Here is a 22,500-nt window from a genome sequence, read left to right as displayed (position 1 = left end):
CTCATAGTTTCGCTATGAGATGAGTGCAGCAAAATACATGCCTGAACAGGACTATTTTTGAACAATTGTTAAAATTATAGCCAGTACACATTAAAGCTGTAATAAAATTCCTGTACCTCAAAGCGCACGTTATAGCCTAGATCTGTTAACTCCGCAGACAAGTCACGAATATCTTCCAAAGGCAGATGTTTAGGAAAAACTGTCAGTACCGCTGTATTGCCTTGTCTGGCATTATCTTCAATTAGTTGTGCCAGACGGGGCTTGTACATTTCAATATCCAGGTTAGCAACATTGGATAAAATTTTGGCCTGATCTGCCGTCATAAAAGTCATTTTTATTTTCTCTTTTAATGTTATTTCATTAAGCTAAATGATTTATAAAGCGCTTAATATTTCACTTTTGTATCAGAACAAGCTGAAATAATTGCATAAAAAAATCCCTCATGATGAGGGATTTTTTTTGATCAAACTTATTGGCCTGGCAGAGGAATATATTGTGAAGCACTGTTTTGTGCCTTACGTTCAGTCACCACAACCTCTAGGATCATGGTTTTTCCTGCCCGCTCAATTTCAATCTGAATGGTACTGTTTGGCTTTTGCAAGGCCACAAAATTAATCAGATGTGAGGCAGAACTAATCTCTTCCTCATTTACTTTCATAATCTTATCGCCACGCTGGATTCCAGCCTTGGCAGCAGGTCCATCCGGTAGCACTTCTGCGACCGTTACACCTTTTTCTTTAGGTTGCAGGACATCATCACGTTCTGCAGGCAATAAGCTGATACCTAACCAACCACGAACGACACGGCCATCTTTCAAAATGGCATTCATCACCTGCTGACAAATTTTGGCCGGAATGGCAAAACCAATCCCCAGCGAACCACCAGACTGCGAGAAAATTGCGGTATTGACGCCAATTAAATTACCGGCGACATCAATAAGTGCACCGCCCGAGTTACCCGGGTTAATTGCAGCATCGGTCTGTACAAAGTCTTCATAGGTATTGATACCCAAATCTGAACGGCCCGTTGCCGAGATAATCCCCTGCGTCACGGTTTGCCCAACACCAAAAGGATTACCAATGGCCAGAACCACATCACCGACTTCATTGCCACTGAGTTTAAATGGCAAAACTGGCAATTGCGTCAGTTCAATCTTGATTACGGCCAGATCGGTATCCGGGTCAGTTCCGACCACTTTAGCTTCGGCACGACGTCCATCCTGCAAAGCCACTACAATCTGATCGGCCTGCGCAATCACGTGGTTATTGGTCAGGATATAACCGTCTGGACGTACAATTACACCCGAACCTAAACTGTTTTCATTCGGGCTTTGTCCATACTGGTCAGGCAACTGATCGCCAAAGAATTCACGAAATACCGGATCGGTCAGTAAAGGATGCGCCTGTTGCTTGACTTTTTGGGTAGTAAAAATATTCACAACAGCCGGTGCTGCCACTTTTACAGCAGCACTATAGGAGACCACGCCTCCTGAGCGCGACGTATCAATCAACGGCTCTACTTTTTCAGCAGGCATTTTGACGCCATCTGGCGCAACTGGTGCCTTTGGTTTTTGTAGTTGTTGCCACCCCAAAAAACCGATAATGACTAAAATCAGTAACACCCAGGGTAACCATGTAAAGGTGCGGCGCACGTTGCTATCCTCTAAAATATTTTAATTCGTTGATGACTAAGTAATTTGTGTCCTATTGTAATGCTAAATACATAACTAAACACAAAAAATTCCACAGAGATTTGTGCAGCTTTAGTTACAATTAAAGCTATAGATAAATATGGGCAAGTTTTTAAACTTACAGGAATTTTATGGCGAATTTGAACGATATTATTCAATGGTGTGACCAGACTTTGGTAGCACGTGAATTTAAGGACTATGCACCGAATGGCTTGCAGATTGAAGGCAAATCCGAGGTGAATAAAATCCTCTGTGCCGTGACCGCCTCCCAAAGTGCAATTGAAGCTGCAATTGAGCAAGGTGCAGATTTATTGCTGGTTCATCATGGTTATTTTTGGAAAGGTGAAGCTTATCCAATTACCGGAATGCGCGGTAAACGAATTAAAACCCTGATTCAAAATGATATTTCAATGGTTGGCTATCACCTACCTTTAGACAGTCATCCAACTCTGGGAAATAATGCTGCCATTGTGGATTTATTAGAACTCGAAAATATCGAACAGCTGGATCCGAGTGAAAAACGTCCGATTGGCAATATTGGCTATTTAAAACAGCCAATCAGTCCGGAAGATTTTAAAAATTATGTTTCAGAAAAGCTGGGCTTTGATGCGATTCATCTGCCTGCAGACAAAACTCAAATCCATAAAGTCGGTTTCTGTACCGGCGGTGCGCAGGATTATATTCAAAAAGCGGCACTACAGAACTGTGATGCCTATATTTCGGGCGAAGTGTCTGAACGGACCTTTTATGAAGCTCAGGAACTGAATGTGCATTATTATGCCTGTGGCCATCATGCGACTGAAAAATACGGTGTGCAACGCCTGGCCAAGGCTATTTCAGAACAGTTTAATATTGAGTATGATTATTTCGAATTAAACAATCCGATTTAATTCGACTGACGGTTATGATCAGTGGCTTTATTCATATATTTTCAGGCTTTATTCTGTATTGTTATTTATACACGATGCCCATTTCTGCCCGATTATCTATTACAATAAAGCCACTTATTGTTAAAACCCAGCAAAATGCAAGGAATTGAGAACATGACAACCATTACTTTACCAGCATTACCTTACGGCTACGAAGATCTTGCTCCACACATCAGCAAGGAAACTTTAGAATACCATCACGACAAACACCACAATACGTATGTGGTTAACCTGAATAACCTGATCGCTGGTACTGAGCTTGAAGGCAAAACTCTAGAAGAAATTATTACAGCAACTGCTGGTGATGCTTCTAAAGCAGGTGTTTTCAATAACGCGGCTCAAGTTTGGAACCACACGTTCTACTGGAACTGTATGGCTAAAAACGGTGGCGGTAAAGCAACTGGTACTTTGGCTGTAGAAATTGACGAAGCTTTCGGTTCTTATGAAAAATTTGCTGAAGAATTTGCTGCTGCTGCAACTACTCAGTTTGGTTCAGGTTGGGCTTGGTTAGTGGCTGACGAAGTAAACGGTCAGCTTTCTATCATGAAAACTTCAAATGCTGATACGCCAATGGCGCACGGTAAAATTGCAGTGTTGACGATTGACGTTTGGGAACACGCTTACTACATCGATTTCCGTAATGCTCGTCCTAAGTACATCTCTACTTTCCTAGAAAGCCTAGTAAACTGGGATTATGCAAATGCGAAATATGCAGGTCAACCTGCAGGTGTTGAGAAATAATTTTTTATTTCTTTGCTAAAAAAATCACCCATTTTGGGTGATTTTTTTATTTTTAGGCACTAAGTGAATATTAATAAAGCAAACAATTCATTTCTTTACATTAATTGATTGACGACCTTCTGATTCCTCCCTAAAATGCCGATCAGATTCTCCAATAGCTCAGTCGGTAGAGCGACGGACTGTTAATCCGCAGGTCCCTGGTTCGAGCCCAGGTTGGAGAGCCATCTATTCTTCCATAGCTCAGTCGGTAGAGCGACGGACTGTTAATCCGCAGGTCCCTGGTTCGAGCCCAGGTGGAAGAGCCAAGATTCTAAAAAACCCACTCATTGCGAAGTGGGTTTTTTTATAGCTGTATTTTTTAAATTGAGATCATATTGATTTATATGCGCGATCAACCGCTCATTTCTTATGATCCAGATCACTTATCAAAATTCAGGCTGATCGCGATTTTGCTGTTAGGACCGGTTTACATAAACATAACAGTTTAAACTACAAACCTTTTCGACTATTTTTAAAACACTTGATTCAATTTCTTCAGCTTTTTTCTAAAAGTGCCTTGACCCCTTTTCAAATCTCTCTATAATCGCTGTCAGATTCTCCAATAGCTCAGTCGGTAGAGCGACGGACTGTTAATCCGCAGGTCCCTGGTTCGAGCCCAGGTTGGAGAGCCAATCTATTCTCCCATAGCTCAGTCGGTAGAGCGACGGACTGTTAATCCGCAGGTCCCTGGTTCGAGCCCAGGTGGGAGAGCCAAGATTCTGAAGAAACCCACTCATTGCGAAGTGGGTTTTTTTATTCTCCCCTTTTGTGATCTGTGTTTAATTTGAGTCAGTTTATATTTTTTGTGATTGGCTGCCTGGCAACTTTTGCATTAGTTTGCCTGCTCTTCCCACACCTCTTCACCCGTCAAAAGAAATTCTATCCGAAGCGCGTCATTACTGCTTTTGAAAGCAGGATGTTTACACGTCTGAAAGATGCCTTTCCTCATCATCACATTCTGGCACAAGTCGCGTTTAGCGCTTTGATCACGCACGATCAGATGAAAATGCGGAATCAATTTAATCGCAAAGTCACAGACTTCGTGGTACTTGATCGTGAATATAATGTAGTGGCGATTGTCGAACTGGATGATCCGAGCCATATTGGCAAAGAGCAGGAAGATGCTGAACGCGATGCCATGCTGATTGCAGCAGGCTATACCGTGATTCGATACACCCAGATTCCGACTATCAGACAACTGCAAAGGGATTTAAAATAAATTAAGCTGCAATTTCGATATTTCTCGCTGCAGCTTGAATTGGATTAATCAAAGCCTCCTGCTCCGCTTTTAATTTCTCGGCAGCTTTTCATGCTTCAAAACTAACCTATCCTCGTCCAGTTTAGCGTCTCATCACAAGCATTCTCAGTTAAACCTGCCTTTCTGCAGGATTAGGGTGATAAAGTTTAAATTATCGCTCTATAATCCTTTCGAAAACAAAATATAAGTCAGATGACCTGATTGGCCTGTTCCATTTCTGGCCATCATCACCTTGCTTATTTTTGGCGTTGTTTTTTTATTCAGTGATCGTTTATTTATGCAAAATTCTATTCGTATTGGTATCGCGGGTTACGGTAATCTTGGCCGCGGTGTTGAAACTGCCATCCAGAAAAATCCTGATATGCAGCTTGTCGGTATTTTTACTCGCCGCTCACCAAGCAGCGTCTCTCCTTGCTTTGCAGAAACTCAAGTGTATAGCATGGATGCACTATTAAATGAGTTTAGCGATAAAATTGATGTGCTGATTCTTTGTGGCGGCTCTAAAGATGACTTGCCACAACAGGCGCCTATCTTTGCAAGTAAATTCAATACTGTAGATAGTTTTGATACGCATGCACGTATTCCGGAATACTATGCTGCAGTCGATGCACCCGCCCTTGCTAACAAAAAAACAGCCATGATTTCTATTGGCTGGGATCCTGGCATGTTCTCGATTAACCGTTTATTTGGTGAAGCGCTATTACCAGATGGCGAAACTTATACTTTTTGGGGTAAAGGCTTAAGCCAAGGCCATTCGGATGCGATCCGCCGTGTACCTGGGGTGAAAGCTGGTGTTCAATATACCATTCCATCCACTGATGCTATTGAACAAGTCCGCAGTGGCGCACGACCTGAGTTAAGCACCAAAGATAAACATCATCGTGACTGTTATGTGGTCTTGGAACAAGGAGCTGATGCAGCAACAGTTGAACAAACCATCGTCAGCATGCCTGATTATTTTGCAGATTATAATACGACTGTGAATTTTATCAGTGAGGAAACTTTACTGAAAGATCACCAAGATATGCCACATGGCGGTTTTGTCATTCGTAGTGGTAATACCAGTGATGCACAAAAACAGGTGATTGAGTTTTCTTTAAAGCTGAATAGCAATCCAGAGTTTACTGCAAGTGTTCTAGTGGCTTATGCCCGTGCCTGCTACCGTCTGAATCAAACTCAGCAATATGGTGCCAAAACAGCCCTAGATGTAGCACCTGCCCTACTTTCAATTAAATCTTCAGAACAATTGCGCAAAGAATTGCTTTAAGATGATTTAAATATAGCCACCGATCGGATGATGGGTGGCTATATTTTTCCATTCTAGAATACGGCTTGCCTAATTACTAAGTATCGAATATCTACAGTCAAATCATCGTTTGCAGAAACCCATGCAACTATCTACCACACAGACATTTGCAGTATTAGACAAGTGCAAAGGGATTCTAGATAGATTAAGGTGCTGTTGCACTACTTTCAGACGCAGCTTGAGTTGAATCTGCCTTAACATCCTGCTCTGCTTTGAGCTTTTCCGCAGCTTCTCGTGCTTCAATACGCGCAATCATATCTGCCTGCTGCTGCTTGTATTTTTCCTGATTTTTAGCATCACTATTCACTGCAAGAAATGCCATACTAATTAAAAATACCGGAATACAAAGTGCAAGCGTACCGAAGATCAATAGCTTTTTGACACTGCGGGGCTGTGGCTGCTCGGACATAACAAACCTGCTTTAATTTCGTCATTTAATTACACTGCCCAATATAACAAAATAAAGTCATAGCTCAAGCCTTGTATTCACAGGCTTTTGTTAAGCCCAAAATTTACATAAAAAAAGGAGACTAGCTCCTTTTTTTGAATCAACATAAATTAATTGGTTGCTGCAGTGCCTGTACAATGCGGACTGGTACTTGCATCTTTCTGCGCACTAGTTAGTACGATGCCAGTTCCTGCAGGCATGTGTGCTTGAATAAAATCGACAGCTTTTTCATTTCTACACACTATCGCTTGCGTATGACTCGCATTTGGTACAACATCCAACTCATATTTACTTGAATAGTCGGCTTGTGGGAAATATTTGGTTGCCTGTAATTTCATATTAGCAACCAATGCTTGAGTAACAGGTGGCAATACAGCCTGATCATCTGCACCCTGAATAATATAAACTGGTGTTTTAATCACTTTAGCCGCAGTTGCGTTAGTTGCAGGCTGATTATCAAGCAAGAATTTCTGAACCACTGGATCTGTTTGGATTTTATTTAAATTAATTCCATACTGAGAAATCATATGATTTGAATCTTTTAAGAATTCAAGTATCCCAGCTTTAAACTGTTCTTGTAGATCATTCTCACTGTTCGGGTCTGAATAACTTAAACACGCCCCTTCATCACCAGTACGACCATAGGCTTGCTCTGCAATCACGCCCGCATCTGCAGTAAAGATACTTTTCAAATCATAATTGGGTTCATACGCCTTAATACCTGAACTGGTTAATGCCGCATAAGCTAAAAGCTCTGCATATCCATCTGCAATTTGACTGATAAGCATTTGCCCTTGCGCACCCGTTAGCTGTCCCATACTTACTGCATAACGCACTTGCATCAACTGCTCATCCAATCGATTCAGTCCTTGCGCGTTAGGCTGACCATTCGTATCAACATTTAAATTCGGATCAAGATAAATTTGAATAATTTGACCTAAACTTGAGGCTGGTGCACCTGCAACTGCTCCCTTATAACTGGTATCTGTATTGGCAAATTCTGCAGTGCCTAATGATGCATGTCCACCTTGTGATTGACCAATCGACATCCATTCACCATTCAGCTTTGTACCATAATGAGCTTTCGCTGCCTTAACAGCAAAAATTGCTGATTGTGCTGCACTAGACAAATTTAGATAAGGATGTACACCTTTTGTACCTAGCCCCTCGTAGTCAGGTGCAACAATGACATAACCTGCTGCTAATAAACTATTGGCTAATATTTTAAAACGAGGGTGAATAATATTCTTACTCGGCGCACAATCATCCCCAGCACCCACAGTCCCATGTTCCCAAACTACAATTCGATAGCCATCTTTAGGCTGCGGCGCATCAGGAAACAATACCAAAGCCGTTGCTTCTGCTGTTTTCCCCTGTACATTGGTCATGTTATAGGTCATCACCTTGATCGATGAGCTACTATCGACACTATCCAAAGCATAATTAGCTTCTGAGATAAATGTTGGTTTCTGAGTCAAAATAGATGAGTCATTATCATCATTACAAGCTGTTAACGACAGCATGGAAACAGAAACTGCCAATCCAACTGCTATTTTTGTAAATTTCATAAGATATCCTTTTTAATCATTATTTTTAAGCATGAAACTACATGCAAGCTCCATTAAGGCATAAAAAAAAGCACCCGAATAGGATGCTTTATGCCAACTTAACTTTTAAGATAAATATCTTTAAACGACCAAAGCCATAAAAATACCGCAAAAAATTAACAAGCCAACCCAGCGATTGTGACGAAATGCCCAAAAACACCATTGAGGATCTCGATCACGTGTTTTTATCCATTGGTAAATAAAATCAAGAGCAACAACAATTAATGCAGCCAGACCAAATGGAAGCAATAAATTTTCTAGCCAAAGTGCCGCAGCAATCAACACAATACTAACGGCCTGTAAAGCACTAATAATTTGAATGTCATGCTGGCCAAATAAGATCGCTGTAGATTTCACTCCAATCTTTAAATCATATTCACGATCCGCAATCGCATATTGGGTATCATAAGCTACAGTCCAGGCCAGATTACCAAAATATAGAAGCCAGCAGGTTAAATCCGGCGTTTGTCCAACTGCGGTATAAGCCATCGGAATCGACCAGGAAAATGCTGCTCCCAGAAAGACTTGAGGCAAATGGGTATAGCGCTTCATAAAAGGATAAATAAACGCTAGAAACAAAGCCCCAAATGACCAGTAAAAAGTTTCGATTGGCAGAAAAAATAGCAAGCAGGCACTGGCAGCCACCAAAACCAGAAATACCATCACGGCCTCTTTGGCACTGATAATCCCGGTCGCTAATGGGCGGTTTTTAGTACGCTCCACATGTGCATCGACTTTACGGTCAGCAAAATCATTAATGGCACAGCCTGCCGCCCGCATAAAAATCACACCCAAAATCATTGGAATTAAAATTTCAATACGTGGCATGCCCTGAGCTGCAATCCACAGCGCCCACATGGTAGGCCAAAAAACCAGTTCAGTCCCAATCGGTTTATCAAAACGACAAAGATAATAATAGGCGCTAAGACGCTCACGCCAGGTGATTGCTTGTGCGGTTGCCATAAAAATCAAGCCCGTGAATTTTGTATAAAGTGTTCAAATGCCGGTAAAAATGTTTCTTGTACGATAAATTTACAGCCGTGCCAAGTATAGCAGCTCTGACGGGTCCAGCCCTCATCTAAAAGTACCACCCGGCGCTGGCACAGTGGATTAGTGCGCTGAAACAGAAACCAGCCAATCGGTTTGGTGCCAATATGCTGAAAAATTCGGGCTTTTTTTTGCAGGCTTAAAATCGGAAAGATGCTTTTGGCTTTCACCCAAGGAGACTGTTCCGAGCCGTAGAGATAACTTTCACGCACCCAGGAAGTATGCTGATGTGACATCTGCATCCATTTGGCATTGGCAAAGCTTAAACGCTGAAAATGCTCTTGAATTGGCTCGACATGGAATTGTCCTTGCGCCAAATCGGTCAGTTGTTGCGTGAGTGAACCCGATGCATACAGCCACGGTTTTAACTCAACAGGCAGAGTTGACAGCAACACACGCTGATTTTGATTTCTAGAACGACTATTCATTGTTAACAGTTATCTGTTTTTGCAATGATTTCATATTTGCCTTGTGGGGTTTTAATTAAAATAAAACCTTCAGCACTCAAATAAAATGATTCTGGATAAGCATAATCCAGCGCTATTTCAGGATTTTTCAGCGCCACAAATTGAGCCTGCTTATAACCCTCGGGAGTCCGCCCCACTTCAAGATAAGTCACTTCAGAGAAGTTCAACTTAAAACCTTTGTTATGATCTTTTGGATCAATCCATGGATAAAAGCTGGTGTGCTTTTTACGTTGTGCCATTTAAGCCCATCCATCATTTAAAATTATAAATAGATGATACAAAAAAACCCGCGACATGCGCGGGTTTTCTTTGCTTTAATTCGTGATGAATTACAAGCTGTAGTACATATCAAATTCAACTGGGTGAGTAGTCGTGTTAAGACGACGAACTTCTTCAGTTTTAAGCTCGATGTAGGCATCAAGCATTTCTTTCGTGAACACGCCACCTTTTAACAGGTAATCATGATCCGCTTGAAGTGCTTCAAGCGCCATATCCAGGCTATGCGCCACTGTAGGGATTTTCGCTTCTTCTTCCGGTGGAAGATCGTACAAGTTCTTGTCAGCAGCTTCACCCGGGTGGATCTTGTTTTGAATACCGTCAAGACCAGCCATCAACAATGCTGCAAAACCTAGGTACGGGTTCATCATTGGATCCGGGAAACGTGCTTCAATACGCTTGCCTTTCGGGCTAGACACGTAAGGGATACGGATAGATGCAGAACGGTTACGCGCTGAGTAAGCAAGCATAATCGGTGCTTCGAAATGTGGAACCAAACGCTTGTACGAGTTTGTAGAAGGGTTAGTAATCGCATTCAAAGAACGGGCATGTTTAATTACACCACCGATGAAGTACAACGCCATTTCTGAAAGGCCTGCATATTCATCACCAGCAAACAGGTTTTTGCCGTCTTTAGAGATCGACATATGCACGTGCATACCAGAACCGTTATCGCCAACCATTGGTTTAGGCATAAAGGTTGCTGTTTTTGCATATTGATGCGCAACGTTCCAAACCGCATATTTGAACTGTTGAACTTCGTCTGCTTTACGCACCATAGTGTTGAAGCTCACACCAATTTCTAACTGGCAAGAAGCAACTTCGTGGTGATGTACTTCTACACGACCTGGACCCATGATGTCTTCGATACGCGCACACATGTCTGCACGCATGTCATGTGAAGAATCTACAGGAGGAACTGGGAAGTAACCGCCTTTTACGCGTGGACGGTGACCAGAGTTACCGCCTTCGTAGTCTTTGTTAGTTGACCAAGCAGCTTCTTCAGCGATCAATGTATGGCGCGCGCCAGACATGTCGATTTCCCATTTTACTTCGTCAAATACGAAGAATTCTGGTTCTGGACCAAAGAATGCAGTGTCACCGATACCGGTAGATTTCAAATATTCTTCTGCACGGCGCGCAATCGAACGTGGGTCACGATCATAACCTTGACCAGTTGATGGCTCGATTACGTCACAAGTTACAACAACTGTTGGCTCTGCAAAGAACGGGTCGATAAAACCTGTTGCCGCATCCGGACGTAAAATCATGTCCGATGCTTCGATGCCTTTCCAACCTGCAATTGAAGAACCGTCAAACATTTTGCCGTCTTCAAATGTATCTTCATCAATACTGTCTGCTGGGTAAGTGACGTGTTGTTCTTTACCCTTGGTATCAGTAAAGCGAAAATCGACCCATTTTGCGCCACTTTCTTGTATGAGTTGAAGGACCTTGTTCGCCATGCTCATTTTGCTCCGATGTTTTTGTTGCACCCGTGAAGTGCGTGTTAGCAGTTGATAGTTATTAAGCAATTACCGTACCAACTTTTAAAAGTATAGATAAAATATTGAAATCTTTATAAGAAATCATGAAGTGACAAAAATACTTTGCGGCTATTATACTAGCTGCAAAACTAAATGCACTATATTCAAGCATTCTTCATTTATTTTATTTCAGCTTTATTTTTTAGCGCACCTAAATAGTGCATGTATCTATAAAGATGTATGAGAAACATAGCTTTTTATAGCAAATATGCTGCTTTTTCTTACTTTTGTTATGTTTTTACTTGTTTTTGGCTAAAAATTGAGCGTTTTTTGGTAGATATCAGTAAAGAAAATTTTGCGATTCATTTGGGATTGTATGCCTATTATGAGGCATTTTCTTTAAATCTACTTTCAATAGAAAAGTTTATATAAAGCTTAATTATTCAAGTGATGTTTTTTTCATCAAGCATTTTACCTCTCTTTGATCTCATTTTTTCATTTTTAAGTTTTACTCTAAAAAATATTCATTTAAAACTTTCTCTGAGTAAGCCTATTACTTTAAATCATGATTAAAATTTTATTTAATTTTCTATAGGTTTCTAAAGCCAATAAATTGAACGAAATTGTTGCGCCGAATGCAGCTATTTTTTGCTATGATGAAGCGTGCTTTATTTTCACACAATGAAATCAATGATTTAGTTGTGTCAGGCAAGTGCTTGCAACACGTATAAATAAAGTACGATCTGGACAACATTAGCACAGTTAAGTGCATTAATTTCAATAGGTTAAGCTCATGCTTTTAATGATCGACAACTATGACTCCTTTACTTATAACATCGTCCAATATTTTGGCGAACTGAATCAAGAAGTAAAAGTAGTCCGTAATGATGCCGTGACATTGGAAGATATAGAGCGATGGCAACCTAAGTATTTAGTGATTGGCCCCGGCCCGTGCTCGCCAAGTGAGGCAGGAATTTCTATTCCTGCCATTCAGCATTTTGCTGGCAAAATTCCTTTACTGGGCGTTTGTCTTGGTCATCAAAGTATTGGGCAGGCATTTGGCGGTGATATCGTGCGTGCCAAACGTGTCATGCATGGCCGTCTGTCTGATATGTACCACAGTGATACCGGGATTTTCAGCAATCTTCCTTCTCCATTTCCTGCAACGCGCTATCATTCACTGGTGATTGATCAAGCTACCTTGCCCGAATGTCTGGAAGTCACCTGCTGGACCAATGAAGCGGATGGCTCTATGGAAGAAATTATGGGTGTGAAACATAAGACATTGCCGGTCGAAGGCGTGCAGTTCCATCCTGAATCGATTCTGAGCCAGCATGGTCATCAAATCTTTAAAAACTTTCTCGAAATTTATGCCTAAGAACATCTTATGAATATTCAACAAGCTTTAAGCAATATTACTAAAAACATTCACCTGACTCAGGATCAAATGCAAGACGTGATGCGTGCCATCATGTCAGGTGAAGCGACCGATGCCCAGATTGGTGCCCTGCTGATGGGCTTACGTCTTAAAGGCGAAAGCATTGATGAGATTACCGCAGCTGCACGTGTCATGCGTGAACTTGCCACTAAAATTGATGTCAGTGACATTCCTTATCTGGTCGATATCGTCGGCACAGGCGGTGACGGTCAAAACCTGTTTAACGTTTCTACTGCCTCTGCATTCGTGATCGCAGCAGCCGGTGCAACTATAGCCAAACATGGTAACCGCGGCGTTTCGACCAAATCAGGTTCGTCAGATTTGCTGGAACAGGCCGGGATTAATCTGGACCTGAATATGCAGCAGACTGAACGCTGTATCCGTGATGTCGGTGTCGGTTTCCTGTTTGCACCTAATCATCATCAAGCCATGAAATATGCAATCGGCCCACGTAAAGAACTAGGGATTCGTAGCATTTTCAATTTACTTGGCCCGCTTACGAATCCGGCCGGAGTAAATCGTTTAGTGATTGGCGTATTTTCTAATGAACTCTGCCGTCCGATTGCAGAAGTCATGAAACAGCTCGGTGCTGAACATGTGATGGTGGTACATTCACGTGATGGGCTGGATGAAATCAGTATTGCCTCCTCAACTCATGTTGCTGAACTGAAAAATGGCGAAGTTACCGAATGGGACATTATTCCTGAATCGGTCGATATTGAGTCGCAAACTCTGACCGGACTGATTGTGGAAGATTCTGCGCAAAGTCTGGCTTTGATCAAAGACGCGCTGGGCAAGAAAAAATCAGACATCGGTGATAAAGCCGCCAACATGATCGCGCTGAATGCCGGCGCAGGTATTTATGTCTCCGGTTTAACCAGCAGCTATAAGCAAGGTGTTGCGCTGGCACATGACATTATTTACGGCGGTCAGGCACTTGAAAAAATGAGTGTGCTGTCTGAATTTACCAAAACCATTAAACATTACGAAGCTTAATTCGGTCAGGAATTTTGATCATGGTGGATATCGCAAATACAATTTTAGGCAAGATTGTTGACCGTAAAAAAGAAGAATTTGCCCTACGTTTAAAGCAGAAAAGCTATAAAGATCTGGAGGAGCTGGCCCAGGGTGCATCACCTGTGCGTGGTTTTGCCCAGTCTTTACTCTCGAAACGTCCAGGTGTCATTGCTGAAATTAAGAAAGCTTCGCCATCTAAGGGGATTATTCGCGAGAACTTCAACCCTGCGGAAATTGCGGCACAGTATCAGGAGGCAGGTGCAGCCTGTTTATCGGTGCTGACCGATGTAGACTTTTTCCAGGGTCACGATGACAACATTCAGATTGCCCGTTTATATTGCGACCTGCCTGCACTGCGCAAAGACTTTCTGATCGATCCTTATGGAGTTATCGAAGCACGTGCTCTGCATGCAGACTGTATCTTGCTAATTGTGGCTTGCCTGTCTGATCAGCAGTTAGAAGAAATGTCCAAAACTGCATTTGAACATCATCTGGATGTACTGGTTGAAGTTCACGATGAAGAAGAACTATCCCGTGCTTTAAAACTTTCTGATCGTTGTCTGCTCGGTGTAAATAACCGTAATTTAAAAACCTTTGATGTGGATTTAAACACATCATTACGTTTGAAAAAATTACTGGACCCTTCACGCCTGCTGGTGACTGAAAGTGGTATTGCCACACCTGCGGATGTTGCGATGATGCAGAAAAATGATATTCACGCCTTTCTGGTCGGCGAAAGCTTCATGAAACAGCCACGTCCGGATCATGCTTTCCGCGATCTGTTTGGTGAGCCTGAAGCGGTTTAAAATGTAAATGCTCACCTAAGCATTAAAAAAGCCCAATCTCAGGATTGGGCTTTTTTATTTTCAATATTGAAAAGTAGATCATAGATTCTCGAGCGTATTTAAAATCCTCAGCAATGTCATAAACGCAATTCAGTTCTCCTTTGTCTATTTTCAGACTATAATTCTTGTAAATTCCGCATCTCCCTTGTTTTTACATTATGAGTAAACACGATTCTTCATTATCTAAAGATCAGTACAACCTGCTGAAATCTTTTAAGAAGCAAATTACACAGCCGCAAACGCCTGCGGTCGTTGCTGCACCTGTTGAAAAGACTGTCAAGCAAGAAGCGTTAGAAGAACTGGAATTATTCCGCAAGCAAATGCAGGGCGTACAAAAAATTGAATCGGGAAATACGGTTCAAATGGACAAACCACGCAAGAAAAAGCCGGATGCACAAATCTTGGCAAAGCGTGCAGCGGCTACTGGCCCGCTGGAAACAGAGGCAATGGCTTTATCAGATACTCAGGCCATGCTCAATCCTGTCGGCAGTCAGGCCAACTTGAGCTATCGCATCGCCACCTTGCAGCATAAAGTGTTTGAAGACTTGAAAGCCGGTAACTTGCGCTGGTTTGAAGCTGTGGATCTGCATGGCTGTACCGTGGAAGAAGCGCGTCAAGCCGTGCTGCAGATTATCCAGATCGCCAAAGATGAAAACCAGAACGTGATTAAAATCGTACATGGTAAAGGTCCAGAAGCGATTTTAAAAACCTATGTCAACGGCTGGCTACGTCAGCATCGCGATGTTTTGGCTTTTGTCAGTGCACCTGAAAAGCAAGGTGGTACCGGTGCGGTATTGGTTCTGCTCAAACGTGCAGAAAAGAATCCAAAGTTCAAACAGTAAACGGTTTTAGCCTCAAAACAAGGCATTGTAAAAGTTTTCTGCTACAATGCCGTCCTTGTTCATTCTCAGTTTAAGTGAATACGTCATATGACTATGCAGCAATCCTACGCAAACATTCTTACTGCCGTTGGCGAAGATCTAAATCGCCCTGGTCTCAAAGATACGCCTGTGCGCGCTGCGAAAGCATTTTCATATTTAACCTCGGGTTATAGCCAGACACTTGAAGAAGTGACCAACCAGGCGGTCTTCCCTTCCGATAACCGTGAAATGGTACTGGTTAAAAACATCGAATTTTATTCGCTATGTGAGCATCACTTATTGCCATTTTATGGCCGCGTACATATCGCCTATTTGCCAGAAGGTCATGTTTTAGGCCTGTCTAAATTTGCCCGTATTACTGAAATGTTTGCACGCCGTTTGCAGATTCAGGAAAATCTGACTCAGCAAATTGCAGAAGCAGTGGCTGAAGTCACCAAAGCACGCGGTGTTGCAGTAATGATTGATTCTGCGCACATGTGCATGATGATGCGCGGTGTAGGCAAGCAGGAATCAACCACACGTACGGTATCATTTATTGGTGATTTTAAAACCGACAAAGAAACACGTCGTGAATTTTTAAGTGCGGTTCCAGAAAGCTATTAATTATTAAAGCTTAAAAATAAGTTACTCAAAGCCTCGATCATTCGGGGTTTTTTGCTTTTAAAGGAAGAGGATATCAATACTTAATTCAAAAGCTCACTTGCTATAAATAACACCTGGTAACAGGGTTTAAAGACCTGTCCCAAAACTTGCTATGTTTCAGTCTAGAACTCAAACAATTCCTGCTTGTGTTTGCAACAAGCCTACACTTGGATACACGATAAAGTTTTAATCCTGCCGCTCTCCCATTAAAGTAATTTGAAGTTGATATACAGCAAAGCGCTTTATATCTTTCTGATTGATTTTTAATGATAAGGAAAGTAACCATGGCGAATAGTAAAAATAACCAGGCGAAAGACAGCAAAAAATCAGCAAAAACTGCTAAAAAGACCCAAGATGAGAAACTGAAAAAGTCGAATAAGAGTAGTGACAAAGACAGTGATCGCAAAGTCACTAAAAAAGCGGCGAGCAGTAAATCTAAAGCGGCATCTTCTAAGAAAGACAATGCCAGCAAAGATGAAAAAGTGAAGGCGAAGAAAAATTCGAGCTCAAAAGCCAGTGATAAAGCGAAAGACCAAAAGACCTCTTCCGCGAAAAAACCGGCTAAAGCAAAAAGCAGCAACAAGAGTAAAGACGACACTAAAGTGAAAAAGTCTTCTTCAAAAAAAGCGGCACCTGCTAAAAAGCAGTCGAGCAGCTCTTCTAAGAGCGAGTCAACCAAGGCTAAAACCTCGAAGACCAGTTCGAAAAAATCGAAGTAAAATGAAAGCCCCTAGTTCTAAATGCCAGGGGCTTTTCTGTGTCCTGCCCTTTCATTTTTATAATTTGTATTAGCTGAAATATCGAATAATTTTAAATTTCAGAAAAGGCCGAATATGAAGCCATCTGCCAAAATAGCTCCACCAAAACGTCCGTCACGTGTAGTTTCGAATAGTTTTGATTATTCGCTGGACTTCGCAAAAATTAATTTTCGTAAACGACCCGAGCTCTACCGGATTGGCCGTGGTGAACAAGGTGTATTACTGGTTGAGCCTTATAAATCGGAAATCCTGCCGCACTGGCGCTTTGCAGATGAAGAAAAAGCCCAAGCCAGTAGCGAGAAAATCTATCAGCTTTTTCTAGACTATTTAAAGCAAGAAGATTTTATCGGTGCGGACATGGCACGCAAGTTTTTACAGATGGGTTTTACCCGTGCCCGGCGTTATGCCAACCATAAAGGTGGCAAAAAATACGATGGCCCGGTTCCGGAAGACAAAAAAGGTTTAAGTGGCGCGCATGGCCGTTCAGAGGTACCGCGCAATCAGGAAGACCCGGTTAAAGCCGCTGCTGCCAAAATCTTTAAACAGAAATGGGATGAAGCTAAAAATCATCCCGAATATCTTCAGCAAAAAAAGAAATTTCAGGAATTTATAGAGCAGCAGTCTGCAACTGGATAAAACCTTTTATTTAAACAGAGAGTGGCTGTGCGACTGGGTTCAAGGACTGATGAGCCATATAGACTCTGTTACGCCCGTTGTTCTTCGCCATATACAAGGCAGAATCTGCCGCATTCAGGAAGCGCTGATAATCCGGATGTCCATCATAAAGCACACAACCAATACTGACCGTAAATTTAAACTGCTGGCCTTGTGCCGAATTAATCATGCCATTTTCAATATATTTACGAATACTTTCGGCAATATTCAGGGCACGTTTCTCATCAGTATCCACCAGTAATAGCAAAAACTCTTCACCGCCGACCCGGAAAGCATAATCACTGCCCTGACTGTATTTTTGCAATGCTTCGGCCAGAAATTTCAAGGCCAGATCACCTGCTGCATGTCCGAATTTGTCATTAATACTTTTGAAATAATCAGCATCAATGGCAAGTAAAGACAAAGGCGTATGATTCTTACGGGAAAAAGTGATTTCACGTGAAATAATCGTATTCAAATAACGACGATTCAATAACTGGGTCAATGAATCATTACCGGATTCAATATATTCGGCCACCTGAAATAACTGATCTACCAACAACTGAATTTCGCGGTTCAAGTCACGGATCTGCTGGATCAGTCCCAGCATATTGTTTTTGTCCGTACAGTCCATAATATCTTGATTAAGTTCATCGACTTGATAAATTCGCTCAATGATTAAATCGACCTGATCAGAACCGGTAAAAGCATAAGAGGCTTTATGAATAAACCATAAACCAAACTCCGACTTGGACAACATCGGATGATTCAATTTTTCATGCTCAGAAAAGACTTTGAACATGAGTTCATTTTCCCAGTCCAGTAATGAGCTACGCTGTTTATCTTTTTGTACGGCCACATCCTGCATCGCTGAAAAAACACGATAACTGTGTTTAATTTCCTGATTCATGGCTGTTTTAGCTTCATAAGATCGGCACATGACTTCTGTGGCAAATCCCATGATCTGGACAATATAACTGCAGGTGGTCAACATACTGTGGTGAGGATTCTCATCCAGGAGTTCAAACATTTTACGCTCAATTTCACGTACACCGCGCATAATCAGCCAGGATGGAATTCCGACACGCGCATGCACATGCCCCACCATCGCCTGTTTCTGCACGGCATCGGTATAGCGTTTATTAATCCCTACACTAAAGCTTTCAAGTAGCCAGGCATTTAAAGTGTCGCGCAAGCGCTGTTGAATCAAGTCATCGGAAAAGAATTCTGCAGATTCCTTTTCAATGAGCATGTTTTTATAGAATTCTTCCACCAGAATCAGGGAATGATCTTGAATAAAGTGAAAGGCATGCAATAAGTCATCAGATGAATAATTTTGACAGATCTGTTCCCATTGCTCGGCCAGTCTTGCCATGCATTCATTATTCATACTGTCTGTTCCCCAAAACCTTGCTATTTTCACTCAAATTATGTGACAAATATAACAAATATCAGGTATTTTTCCTAAAATATCGACCAGATTATTTGTACCCAACCTAGCCAATTTTTTTATACAAGGGAAAACCGAACAGCAGCCTCATGGATACACAGCACTTTATGAATAGTGTTGATCAGTTTTAACTAAATCTTAAAAATACCGGATCAAACCAAGACTCCATTGATCCCAGTCTTTGGACTGTTGTTGCTGATATTCCCAAGACAGCCGAAGTGCATGTTGTGGATTGAATGCATATTGGAGTTCAGTATTCAGTTTCAGCTGCCAGCGATGCGAATCTTCCCAATAAGGCAGTTCCACCTGCACCAGACTGTTAATCTGATCGCTCCAGATATTCTGACAACCCACGGTGGGGCCTGCACCTACGCGCCAGCCTTGATCAAGTGTCTTGCCTGCCTGTAGCTGAGTTTGCATTTGTGCATAACATAGATGTTCACGGCTGACATTTGCCCAGCTATAACCGACCTGAGTTTTTAAGCTGGCAACGCCATGCTGCTCATCTTCACTAAACTGGCCATGCGCATTCAGTGCTTCCTGTTGCCAGCCCAGATTAAAACCCCAGGACAATGGCGTATTAAACGGATTGACGGGGTTATAGGAATTGACAGTCAATAGATCCAGATGCTCCAGTTTGAGTTCACTGTCACGATATTGCAAAGCCCCATCCAGAAACAGCAATTGTGTGCCGGTTCGAAAACCGCCTTGCGGGTCGATGAGATCATGATAGGCTTGCCGATGCCCTAGCTGGACAAAGGATTCACCCTGAACCTGTCCGGCCTGAAGACTGATATTCCGTGCATGATGGCTTTGTACCGGGTCTATTTTTGGACGTTCAGGCGCTTTACGCTGCTTCTCGATATTCAGCTGACTTCTTAAGCCTAATAACTTGCGAAAACGTGGCTGGGAAAATGATTTATCGACTGTTTGTCGGAGAAAGTCCAGATATAAATGATCATAGGCCATTTCCAGAATTTTGGCCTGATCTTCTGCCGGATAGGGCTGCAAGATTGAAGGCATTGCACCTGTTTCTGCATAAGCCAGCTGATGCGCAGTTTTTGCCAGCGCTTTGCCATGCTGTCTGGACTGTGCCAGCAATTGAGTTTCAAGCGCCGGACGGTAAACTTTCTGTTTGATCAAGCCCTGCTGTTCTACTACTTTTAGTGTTTCAATCGGAATCGCAGTCGAATTAAACTGTTTCTGTAGATTTAGCTCGGGACGTACCAGATCAAACAGTCCCAGTAGGCGATAAGCGCAATTATCACTGATAAAATAATAAGGGAAACTTACATTTTGCATTTCCCAGAGATGCTGTACCAAAAACCTGGTTTCTTGCGGACTTAAGTTTAATTCATATTCCCACAAATCCCGGCTTTCAAAGTCACCATACTCTTTGACCTTGCGGTAATACGGCATCAGTGAATATTCACCCGGATATTGTCCAGTCAGCCCTTTCCAGGCAAAGGACCAGTTGTCATTGCCATCGACCGTCGCAGCATAGTTGACCGCATAAGAAATCAGATTGAGTTGTTGCTGGTCTTTAGGGTCCAGACGCAACAAGGTATGACCAAACATCGAGCTGGGATTACCCATAAAATCCGTGGCATAGATCAGGGTTGCCTGATAAGGCTTGACCTCGCCAATCCATTTATCCAAATCCGGGCAACTGACCGCAGGCAATTGTTGCTCGGAAATATTCAATTGCTGCATTAACCAGCTGCTGCGTGCAGGAAACTTACAGCGGACGGACTGATTCGGCTCTGCGCTCAGGAATAAAGCCTGAATGTTATGCTGCATTTCTTTTTTTAGATCAGTTTTTCCCTGCTCTGCCAGGAAATAGCCCGAATAGTTAACCTCGCTATGACCTTGGGGATTGGCATACATGAGACGTTGCCAGGTAGTGCTCTGATCCAGATGCTGAGTTTCGGCCTGAGCGATATAATGCTGGATGTCTGGATTAATTTCGCTAGAAAAACTTAAAGGGCTGAATGTCAGGCCCAACATGAAGAACGCATATTTCATTCAGTTAACTTATTCTCATCAATTTCTTTTAGTCATAAGAAAACCCTGCCAGAACAGCAGGGTTTTTAGGGTGCGGATCAGATGTAGGATTTCAATACTTCATCTTTGGCCATCACAGTTTGTAAGGTGCTTAAAACTTGTAATGTATTCTGGTTTTCTTCGGAATAAATTTCAGAGAAATTCTGCTTGGAAACGCTAAAGAAACGAGCTTTATCTTCAGATTTAATATTCAAAAGTTCAGCCAGAACATTCAGGCTTTCACCCTCTCCAACTGCCATATCACGCGCCAATGCTTCAGCGTTTTCATTGGTAAAGGTCACCACTTGAGCGGTTACGGTACCGCCCTGGCTACAACCTAAAGTACCAAAAGTGATCCCGAGCCACTGATTCGTGAACAGAACGTTGGTCGTACCTGCAAAGAGTTTAGGAATAATACCAGACTGACCCGCCCACACCTGGCTTCCGATACCACAACCGACATCTCGGTCAGCCATCGCCATGCTTGAACCAGTCGCCAATACCGCCGCCAGCATAATTTTTTTCAACATAGTTATTCTCCAATTATTCTCATGCAATCTTTGTTATTACTCTAATAATGTAATTTAAATTACATACTCAGCAGAGTAGCGACAAGTCAAGTTTGGCGCAATTGAAAAAATGTATGCTTTACATAAACATAACCTGATTGATTTTACTGTTCCTTGAGCGCCCAATCGCCTTGTGAATTACGCTGTCCCAAGATTTTCAGTACTAACACCAGACTCAGCAATAACAACAAATACCAGGAGCCCAGTTTGCCCCATCCCACCATATGCCATTGCTCAATCTGGCTTGGATAGAGCCAGATCTGGTAAAAGGTACTGATGTTCTCGGCAATCCAGATAATAAACGCCAGAATCAGCAGTACGGGTAACATCGGCAACTGAAAAGTATGCCGATTCAGCTGAAAGCGAATTCTGGTTTTCCAGAACATCAGCACGCTCCAGACAAATAAAATCACCCGATAATCGGGAATAAAAAACTTGCTCATAAAGTTGATATAAGACAAGACAGCCAATGTCAGCATATGGCTAAAACGCGGCAATTTTTCAAATGAAACCTGATATAGACGTAAAGAGCGCGCAAAAAAACTGCCGACCGCAGAATACATAAAACCGGCAAATAAAGGCACGGTCAGGATTTTAAATATTGCGGGTTGAGGGTAATGCCAGGAAGCAATTGCCGGATGGGTCAGGAAGATTTCCATCACCATGGCCATGAGATGAAATAACGCAATCACTTTGGCTTCAGCCCAGGATTCCAGTTTGGTATAGAGCAATATCACCTGAATCAGCAAAGCAAAAAAAAGCAGATAGTCATACCGGTAAAAACCAAAGAAGAGATCGCTGCCCATAGAAGCAGTCAGCGCAAAAGCGAGCAGGAGTAAAATCCCAAATAAGGCAGCCGAAGCTGCCTTATAAGTAAATTCAAACCCTGATTTGAATAGATCGATCAAGGT

Annotated in this window: 23 protein-coding genes and 4 tRNA genes; 15 read left to right on the top strand and 12 right to left on the bottom strand. The window is 42.3% G+C overall.

The window, feature by feature from the left end:
- Positions 1-74 precede the first annotated feature (74 nt).
- Both FTV42_RS05185 and FTV42_RS05180 read right to left on the bottom strand, forming a co-directional pair.
- Positions 75-332, bottom strand: a complete 258-nt coding sequence (locus FTV42_RS05185; RefSeq protein WP_180037828.1) for a hypothetical protein — start codon at positions 330-332, stop codon at positions 75-77.
- A 137-nt stretch (positions 333-469) separates the two neighbouring features.
- Entirely contained in the window at positions 470-1,651 is a 1,182-nt protein-coding gene (locus FTV42_RS05180; RefSeq protein WP_180037826.1) for a S1C family serine protease, read from the bottom strand.
- A 170-nt stretch (positions 1,652-1,821) separates the two neighbouring features.
- Between FTV42_RS05180 and FTV42_RS05175 the strand changes: the two genes are divergently transcribed.
- From FTV42_RS05175 to FTV42_RS05140, 8 genes are all read left to right on the top strand, one after another.
- Entirely contained in the window at positions 1,822-2,580 is a 759-nt protein-coding gene (locus FTV42_RS05175; protein ID WP_180037824.1) for a Nif3-like dinuclear metal center hexameric protein, read from the top strand.
- A gap of 153 nt (positions 2,581-2,733) precedes the next feature.
- A complete protein-coding gene (locus tag FTV42_RS05170) occupies positions 2,734-3,360 on the top strand; it encodes a superoxide dismutase (protein WP_180037822.1) in 627 nt (208 codons plus the stop codon).
- Between the two features lie 148 nt (positions 3,361-3,508).
- A tRNA-Asn gene (locus tag FTV42_RS05165) sits at positions 3,509-3,584 on the top strand.
- Between the two features lie 5 nt (positions 3,585-3,589).
- Positions 3,590-3,665, top strand: a tRNA-Asn gene (locus tag FTV42_RS05160).
- Positions 3,666-3,955: 290 nt separating this feature from the next.
- Positions 3,956-4,031: transfer RNA gene (locus FTV42_RS05155), tRNA-Asn, on the top strand.
- A gap of 6 nt (positions 4,032-4,037) precedes the next feature.
- Positions 4,038-4,113: transfer RNA gene (locus tag FTV42_RS05150), tRNA-Asn, on the top strand.
- 61 nt (positions 4,114-4,174) lie between these two features.
- The gene (locus FTV42_RS05145; protein WP_004279650.1) at positions 4,175-4,618 is read left to right on the top strand and encodes a DUF2726 domain-containing protein; all 444 of its coding nucleotides are present in this window, start codon (positions 4,175-4,177) and stop codon (positions 4,616-4,618) included.
- Between the two features lie 316 nt (positions 4,619-4,934).
- Positions 4,935-5,924, top strand: a complete 990-nt coding sequence (locus FTV42_RS05140) for a diaminopimelate dehydrogenase (RefSeq protein WP_004279649.1) — start codon at positions 4,935-4,937, stop codon at positions 5,922-5,924.
- A gap of 184 nt (positions 5,925-6,108) precedes the next feature.
- On the opposite strand, the gene FTV42_RS05135 is transcribed toward FTV42_RS05140, so the two are convergent.
- From FTV42_RS05135 to glnA, 6 genes are all read right to left on the bottom strand, one after another.
- Entirely contained in the window at positions 6,109-6,372 is a 264-nt protein-coding gene (locus tag FTV42_RS05135) for a hypothetical protein (RefSeq protein ID WP_005107416.1), read from the bottom strand.
- Positions 6,373-6,521: 149 nt separating this feature from the next.
- Positions 6,522-7,979: a lipase family protein gene (locus FTV42_RS05130; RefSeq protein ID WP_180037820.1), complete on the bottom strand. Its 1,458-nt coding sequence runs from the start codon at positions 7,977-7,979 to the stop codon at positions 6,522-6,524.
- Between the two features lie 120 nt (positions 7,980-8,099).
- The gene (gene ubiA, locus FTV42_RS05125; RefSeq protein WP_180037818.1) at positions 8,100-8,981 is read right to left on the bottom strand and encodes a 4-hydroxybenzoate octaprenyltransferase; all 882 of its coding nucleotides are present in this window, start codon (positions 8,979-8,981) and stop codon (positions 8,100-8,102) included.
- Between the two features lie 5 nt (positions 8,982-8,986).
- The gene (locus tag FTV42_RS05120; RefSeq protein ID WP_004279643.1) at positions 8,987-9,493 is read right to left on the bottom strand and encodes a chorismate lyase; all 507 of its coding nucleotides are present in this window, start codon (positions 9,491-9,493) and stop codon (positions 8,987-8,989) included.
- A 2-nt stretch (positions 9,494-9,495) separates the two neighbouring features.
- On the bottom strand, positions 9,496-9,771 hold the full coding sequence (locus FTV42_RS05115) for a hypothetical protein (protein ID WP_004279642.1): 276 nt from the start codon (positions 9,769-9,771) through the stop codon (positions 9,496-9,498).
- Between the two features lie 90 nt (positions 9,772-9,861).
- A complete protein-coding gene (gene glnA, locus FTV42_RS05110) occupies positions 9,862-11,277 on the bottom strand; it encodes a type I glutamate--ammonia ligase (RefSeq protein ID WP_004279641.1) in 1,416 nt (471 codons plus the stop codon).
- A gap of 808 nt (positions 11,278-12,085) precedes the next feature.
- Here glnA and FTV42_RS05105 point away from each other — a divergent pair.
- The 7 genes from FTV42_RS05105 (at position 12,086) to FTV42_RS05075 (ending at position 17,509) form a co-directional block, all read left to right on the top strand.
- Positions 12,086-12,670: an aminodeoxychorismate/anthranilate synthase component II gene (locus FTV42_RS05105; RefSeq protein ID WP_004646400.1), complete on the top strand. Its 585-nt coding sequence runs from the start codon at positions 12,086-12,088 to the stop codon at positions 12,668-12,670.
- A 9-nt stretch (positions 12,671-12,679) separates the two neighbouring features.
- Positions 12,680-13,726 (top strand): anthranilate phosphoribosyltransferase, encoded by a 1,047-nt coding sequence (gene trpD / locus FTV42_RS05100; RefSeq protein WP_180037816.1) that lies wholly within the window; start codon positions 12,680-12,682, stop codon positions 13,724-13,726.
- Positions 13,727-13,746: 20 nt separating this feature from the next.
- A complete protein-coding gene (gene trpC, locus FTV42_RS05095) occupies positions 13,747-14,553 on the top strand; it encodes an indole-3-glycerol phosphate synthase TrpC (RefSeq protein ID WP_180037813.1) in 807 nt (268 codons plus the stop codon).
- Between the two features lie 197 nt (positions 14,554-14,750).
- Positions 14,751-15,434: a Smr/MutS family protein gene (locus FTV42_RS05090; protein WP_180037811.1), complete on the top strand. Its 684-nt coding sequence runs from the start codon at positions 14,751-14,753 to the stop codon at positions 15,432-15,434.
- A 93-nt stretch (positions 15,435-15,527) separates the two neighbouring features.
- The gene (gene folE, locus FTV42_RS05085) at positions 15,528-16,076 is read left to right on the top strand and encodes a GTP cyclohydrolase I FolE (protein ID WP_171248506.1); all 549 of its coding nucleotides are present in this window, start codon (positions 15,528-15,530) and stop codon (positions 16,074-16,076) included.
- Positions 16,077-16,399: 323 nt separating this feature from the next.
- Complete coding sequence (locus tag FTV42_RS05080) at positions 16,400-16,834, top strand: hypothetical protein (RefSeq protein ID WP_180037809.1); 435 nt, start codon at positions 16,400-16,402, stop codon at positions 16,832-16,834.
- Positions 16,835-16,948: 114 nt separating this feature from the next.
- Positions 16,949-17,509 carry a DUF4385 domain-containing protein gene (locus tag FTV42_RS05075; RefSeq protein WP_180037807.1) on the top strand — a complete coding sequence of 187 codons (561 nt, stop codon included), beginning with the start codon at positions 16,949-16,951 and terminating at the stop codon, positions 17,507-17,509.
- A 10-nt stretch (positions 17,510-17,519) separates the two neighbouring features.
- Here the strand turns inward: FTV42_RS05075 and FTV42_RS05070 are convergent, their stop codons facing one another.
- The 4 genes from FTV42_RS05070 to FTV42_RS05055 form a co-directional block, all read right to left on the bottom strand.
- Positions 17,520-18,917 (bottom strand): diguanylate cyclase, encoded by a 1,398-nt coding sequence (locus FTV42_RS05070; RefSeq protein WP_180037805.1) that lies wholly within the window; start codon positions 18,915-18,917, stop codon positions 17,520-17,522.
- 198 nt (positions 18,918-19,115) lie between these two features.
- Positions 19,116-21,002, bottom strand: a complete 1,887-nt coding sequence (locus FTV42_RS05065) for a DUF4105 domain-containing protein (protein ID WP_180037803.1) — start codon at positions 21,000-21,002, stop codon at positions 19,116-19,118.
- Between the two features lie 77 nt (positions 21,003-21,079).
- Positions 21,080-21,550, bottom strand: a complete 471-nt coding sequence (locus tag FTV42_RS05060; RefSeq protein WP_004279577.1) for a DUF3015 family protein — start codon at positions 21,548-21,550, stop codon at positions 21,080-21,082.
- A gap of 143 nt (positions 21,551-21,693) precedes the next feature.
- A complete protein-coding gene (locus FTV42_RS05055; protein WP_004646389.1) occupies positions 21,694-22,497 on the bottom strand; it encodes a DUF817 family protein in 804 nt (267 codons plus the stop codon).
- Positions 22,498-22,500: the final 3 nt, after the last annotated feature.

Origin of the sequence: Acinetobacter sp. YH16052, from assembly GCF_013417155.1 — a bacterium.
Classification (GTDB): domain Bacteria; phylum Pseudomonadota; class Gammaproteobacteria; order Pseudomonadales; family Moraxellaceae; genus Acinetobacter.
The sequence above is the reverse complement of the archived record's forward strand: the minus strand, read 5'-3'. Positions and strand labels throughout refer to the sequence as shown.

Bases quoted from the DNA above. Each gene is read 5' to 3' on its own strand.
- FTV42_RS05060 (WP_004279577.1), bottom strand. From the start codon at position 21,550: ATGTTGAAAAAAATTATGCTGGCGGCGGTATTGGCGACTGGTTCAAGC.
- folE (WP_171248506.1), top strand. From the start codon at position 15,528: ATGCAGCAATCCTACGCAAACATTCTTACTGCCGTTGGCGAAGATCTA.
- ubiA (WP_180037818.1), bottom strand. From the start codon at position 8,981: ATGGCAACCGCACAAGCAATCACCTGGCGTGAGCGTCTTAGCGCCTAT.
- FTV42_RS05130 (WP_180037820.1), bottom strand. From the start codon at position 7,979: ATGAAATTTACAAAAATAGCAGTTGGATTGGCAGTTTCTGTTTCCATG.
- FTV42_RS05070 (WP_180037805.1), bottom strand. From the start codon at position 18,917: ATGAATAATGAATGCATGGCAAGACTGGCCGAGCAATGGGAACAGATC.
- FTV42_RS05090 (WP_180037811.1), top strand. From the start codon at position 14,751: ATGAGTAAACACGATTCTTCATTATCTAAAGATCAGTACAACCTGCTG.
- glnA (WP_004279641.1), bottom strand. From the start codon at position 11,277: ATGAGCATGGCGAACAAGGTCCTTCAACTCATACAAGAAAGTGGCGCA.
- trpC (WP_180037813.1), top strand. From the start codon at position 13,747: ATGGTGGATATCGCAAATACAATTTTAGGCAAGATTGTTGACCGTAAA.
- FTV42_RS05105 (WP_004646400.1), top strand. From the start codon at position 12,086: ATGCTTTTAATGATCGACAACTATGACTCCTTTACTTATAACATCGTC.
- FTV42_RS05135 (WP_005107416.1), bottom strand. From the start codon at position 6,372: ATGTCCGAGCAGCCACAGCCCCGCAGTGTCAAAAAGCTATTGATCTTC.
- trpD (WP_180037816.1), top strand. From the start codon at position 12,680: ATGAATATTCAACAAGCTTTAAGCAATATTACTAAAAACATTCACCTG.
- FTV42_RS05185 (WP_180037828.1), bottom strand. From the start codon at position 332: ATGACTTTTATGACGGCAGATCAGGCCAAAATTTTATCCAATGTTGCT.
- FTV42_RS05170 (WP_180037822.1), top strand. From the start codon at position 2,734: ATGACAACCATTACTTTACCAGCATTACCTTACGGCTACGAAGATCTT.
- FTV42_RS05080 (WP_180037809.1), top strand. From the start codon at position 16,400: ATGGCGAATAGTAAAAATAACCAGGCGAAAGACAGCAAAAAATCAGCA.
- FTV42_RS05075 (WP_180037807.1), top strand. From the start codon at position 16,949: ATGAAGCCATCTGCCAAAATAGCTCCACCAAAACGTCCGTCACGTGTA.
- FTV42_RS05140 (WP_004279649.1), top strand. From the start codon at position 4,935: ATGCAAAATTCTATTCGTATTGGTATCGCGGGTTACGGTAATCTTGGC.
- FTV42_RS05115 (WP_004279642.1), bottom strand. From the start codon at position 9,771: ATGGCACAACGTAAAAAGCACACCAGCTTTTATCCATGGATTGATCCA.
- FTV42_RS05065 (WP_180037803.1), bottom strand. From the start codon at position 21,002: ATGAAATATGCGTTCTTCATGTTGGGCCTGACATTCAGCCCTTTAAGT.
- FTV42_RS05120 (WP_004279643.1), bottom strand. From the start codon at position 9,493: ATGAATAGTCGTTCTAGAAATCAAAATCAGCGTGTGTTGCTGTCAACT.
- FTV42_RS05175 (WP_180037824.1), top strand. From the start codon at position 1,822: ATGGCGAATTTGAACGATATTATTCAATGGTGTGACCAGACTTTGGTA.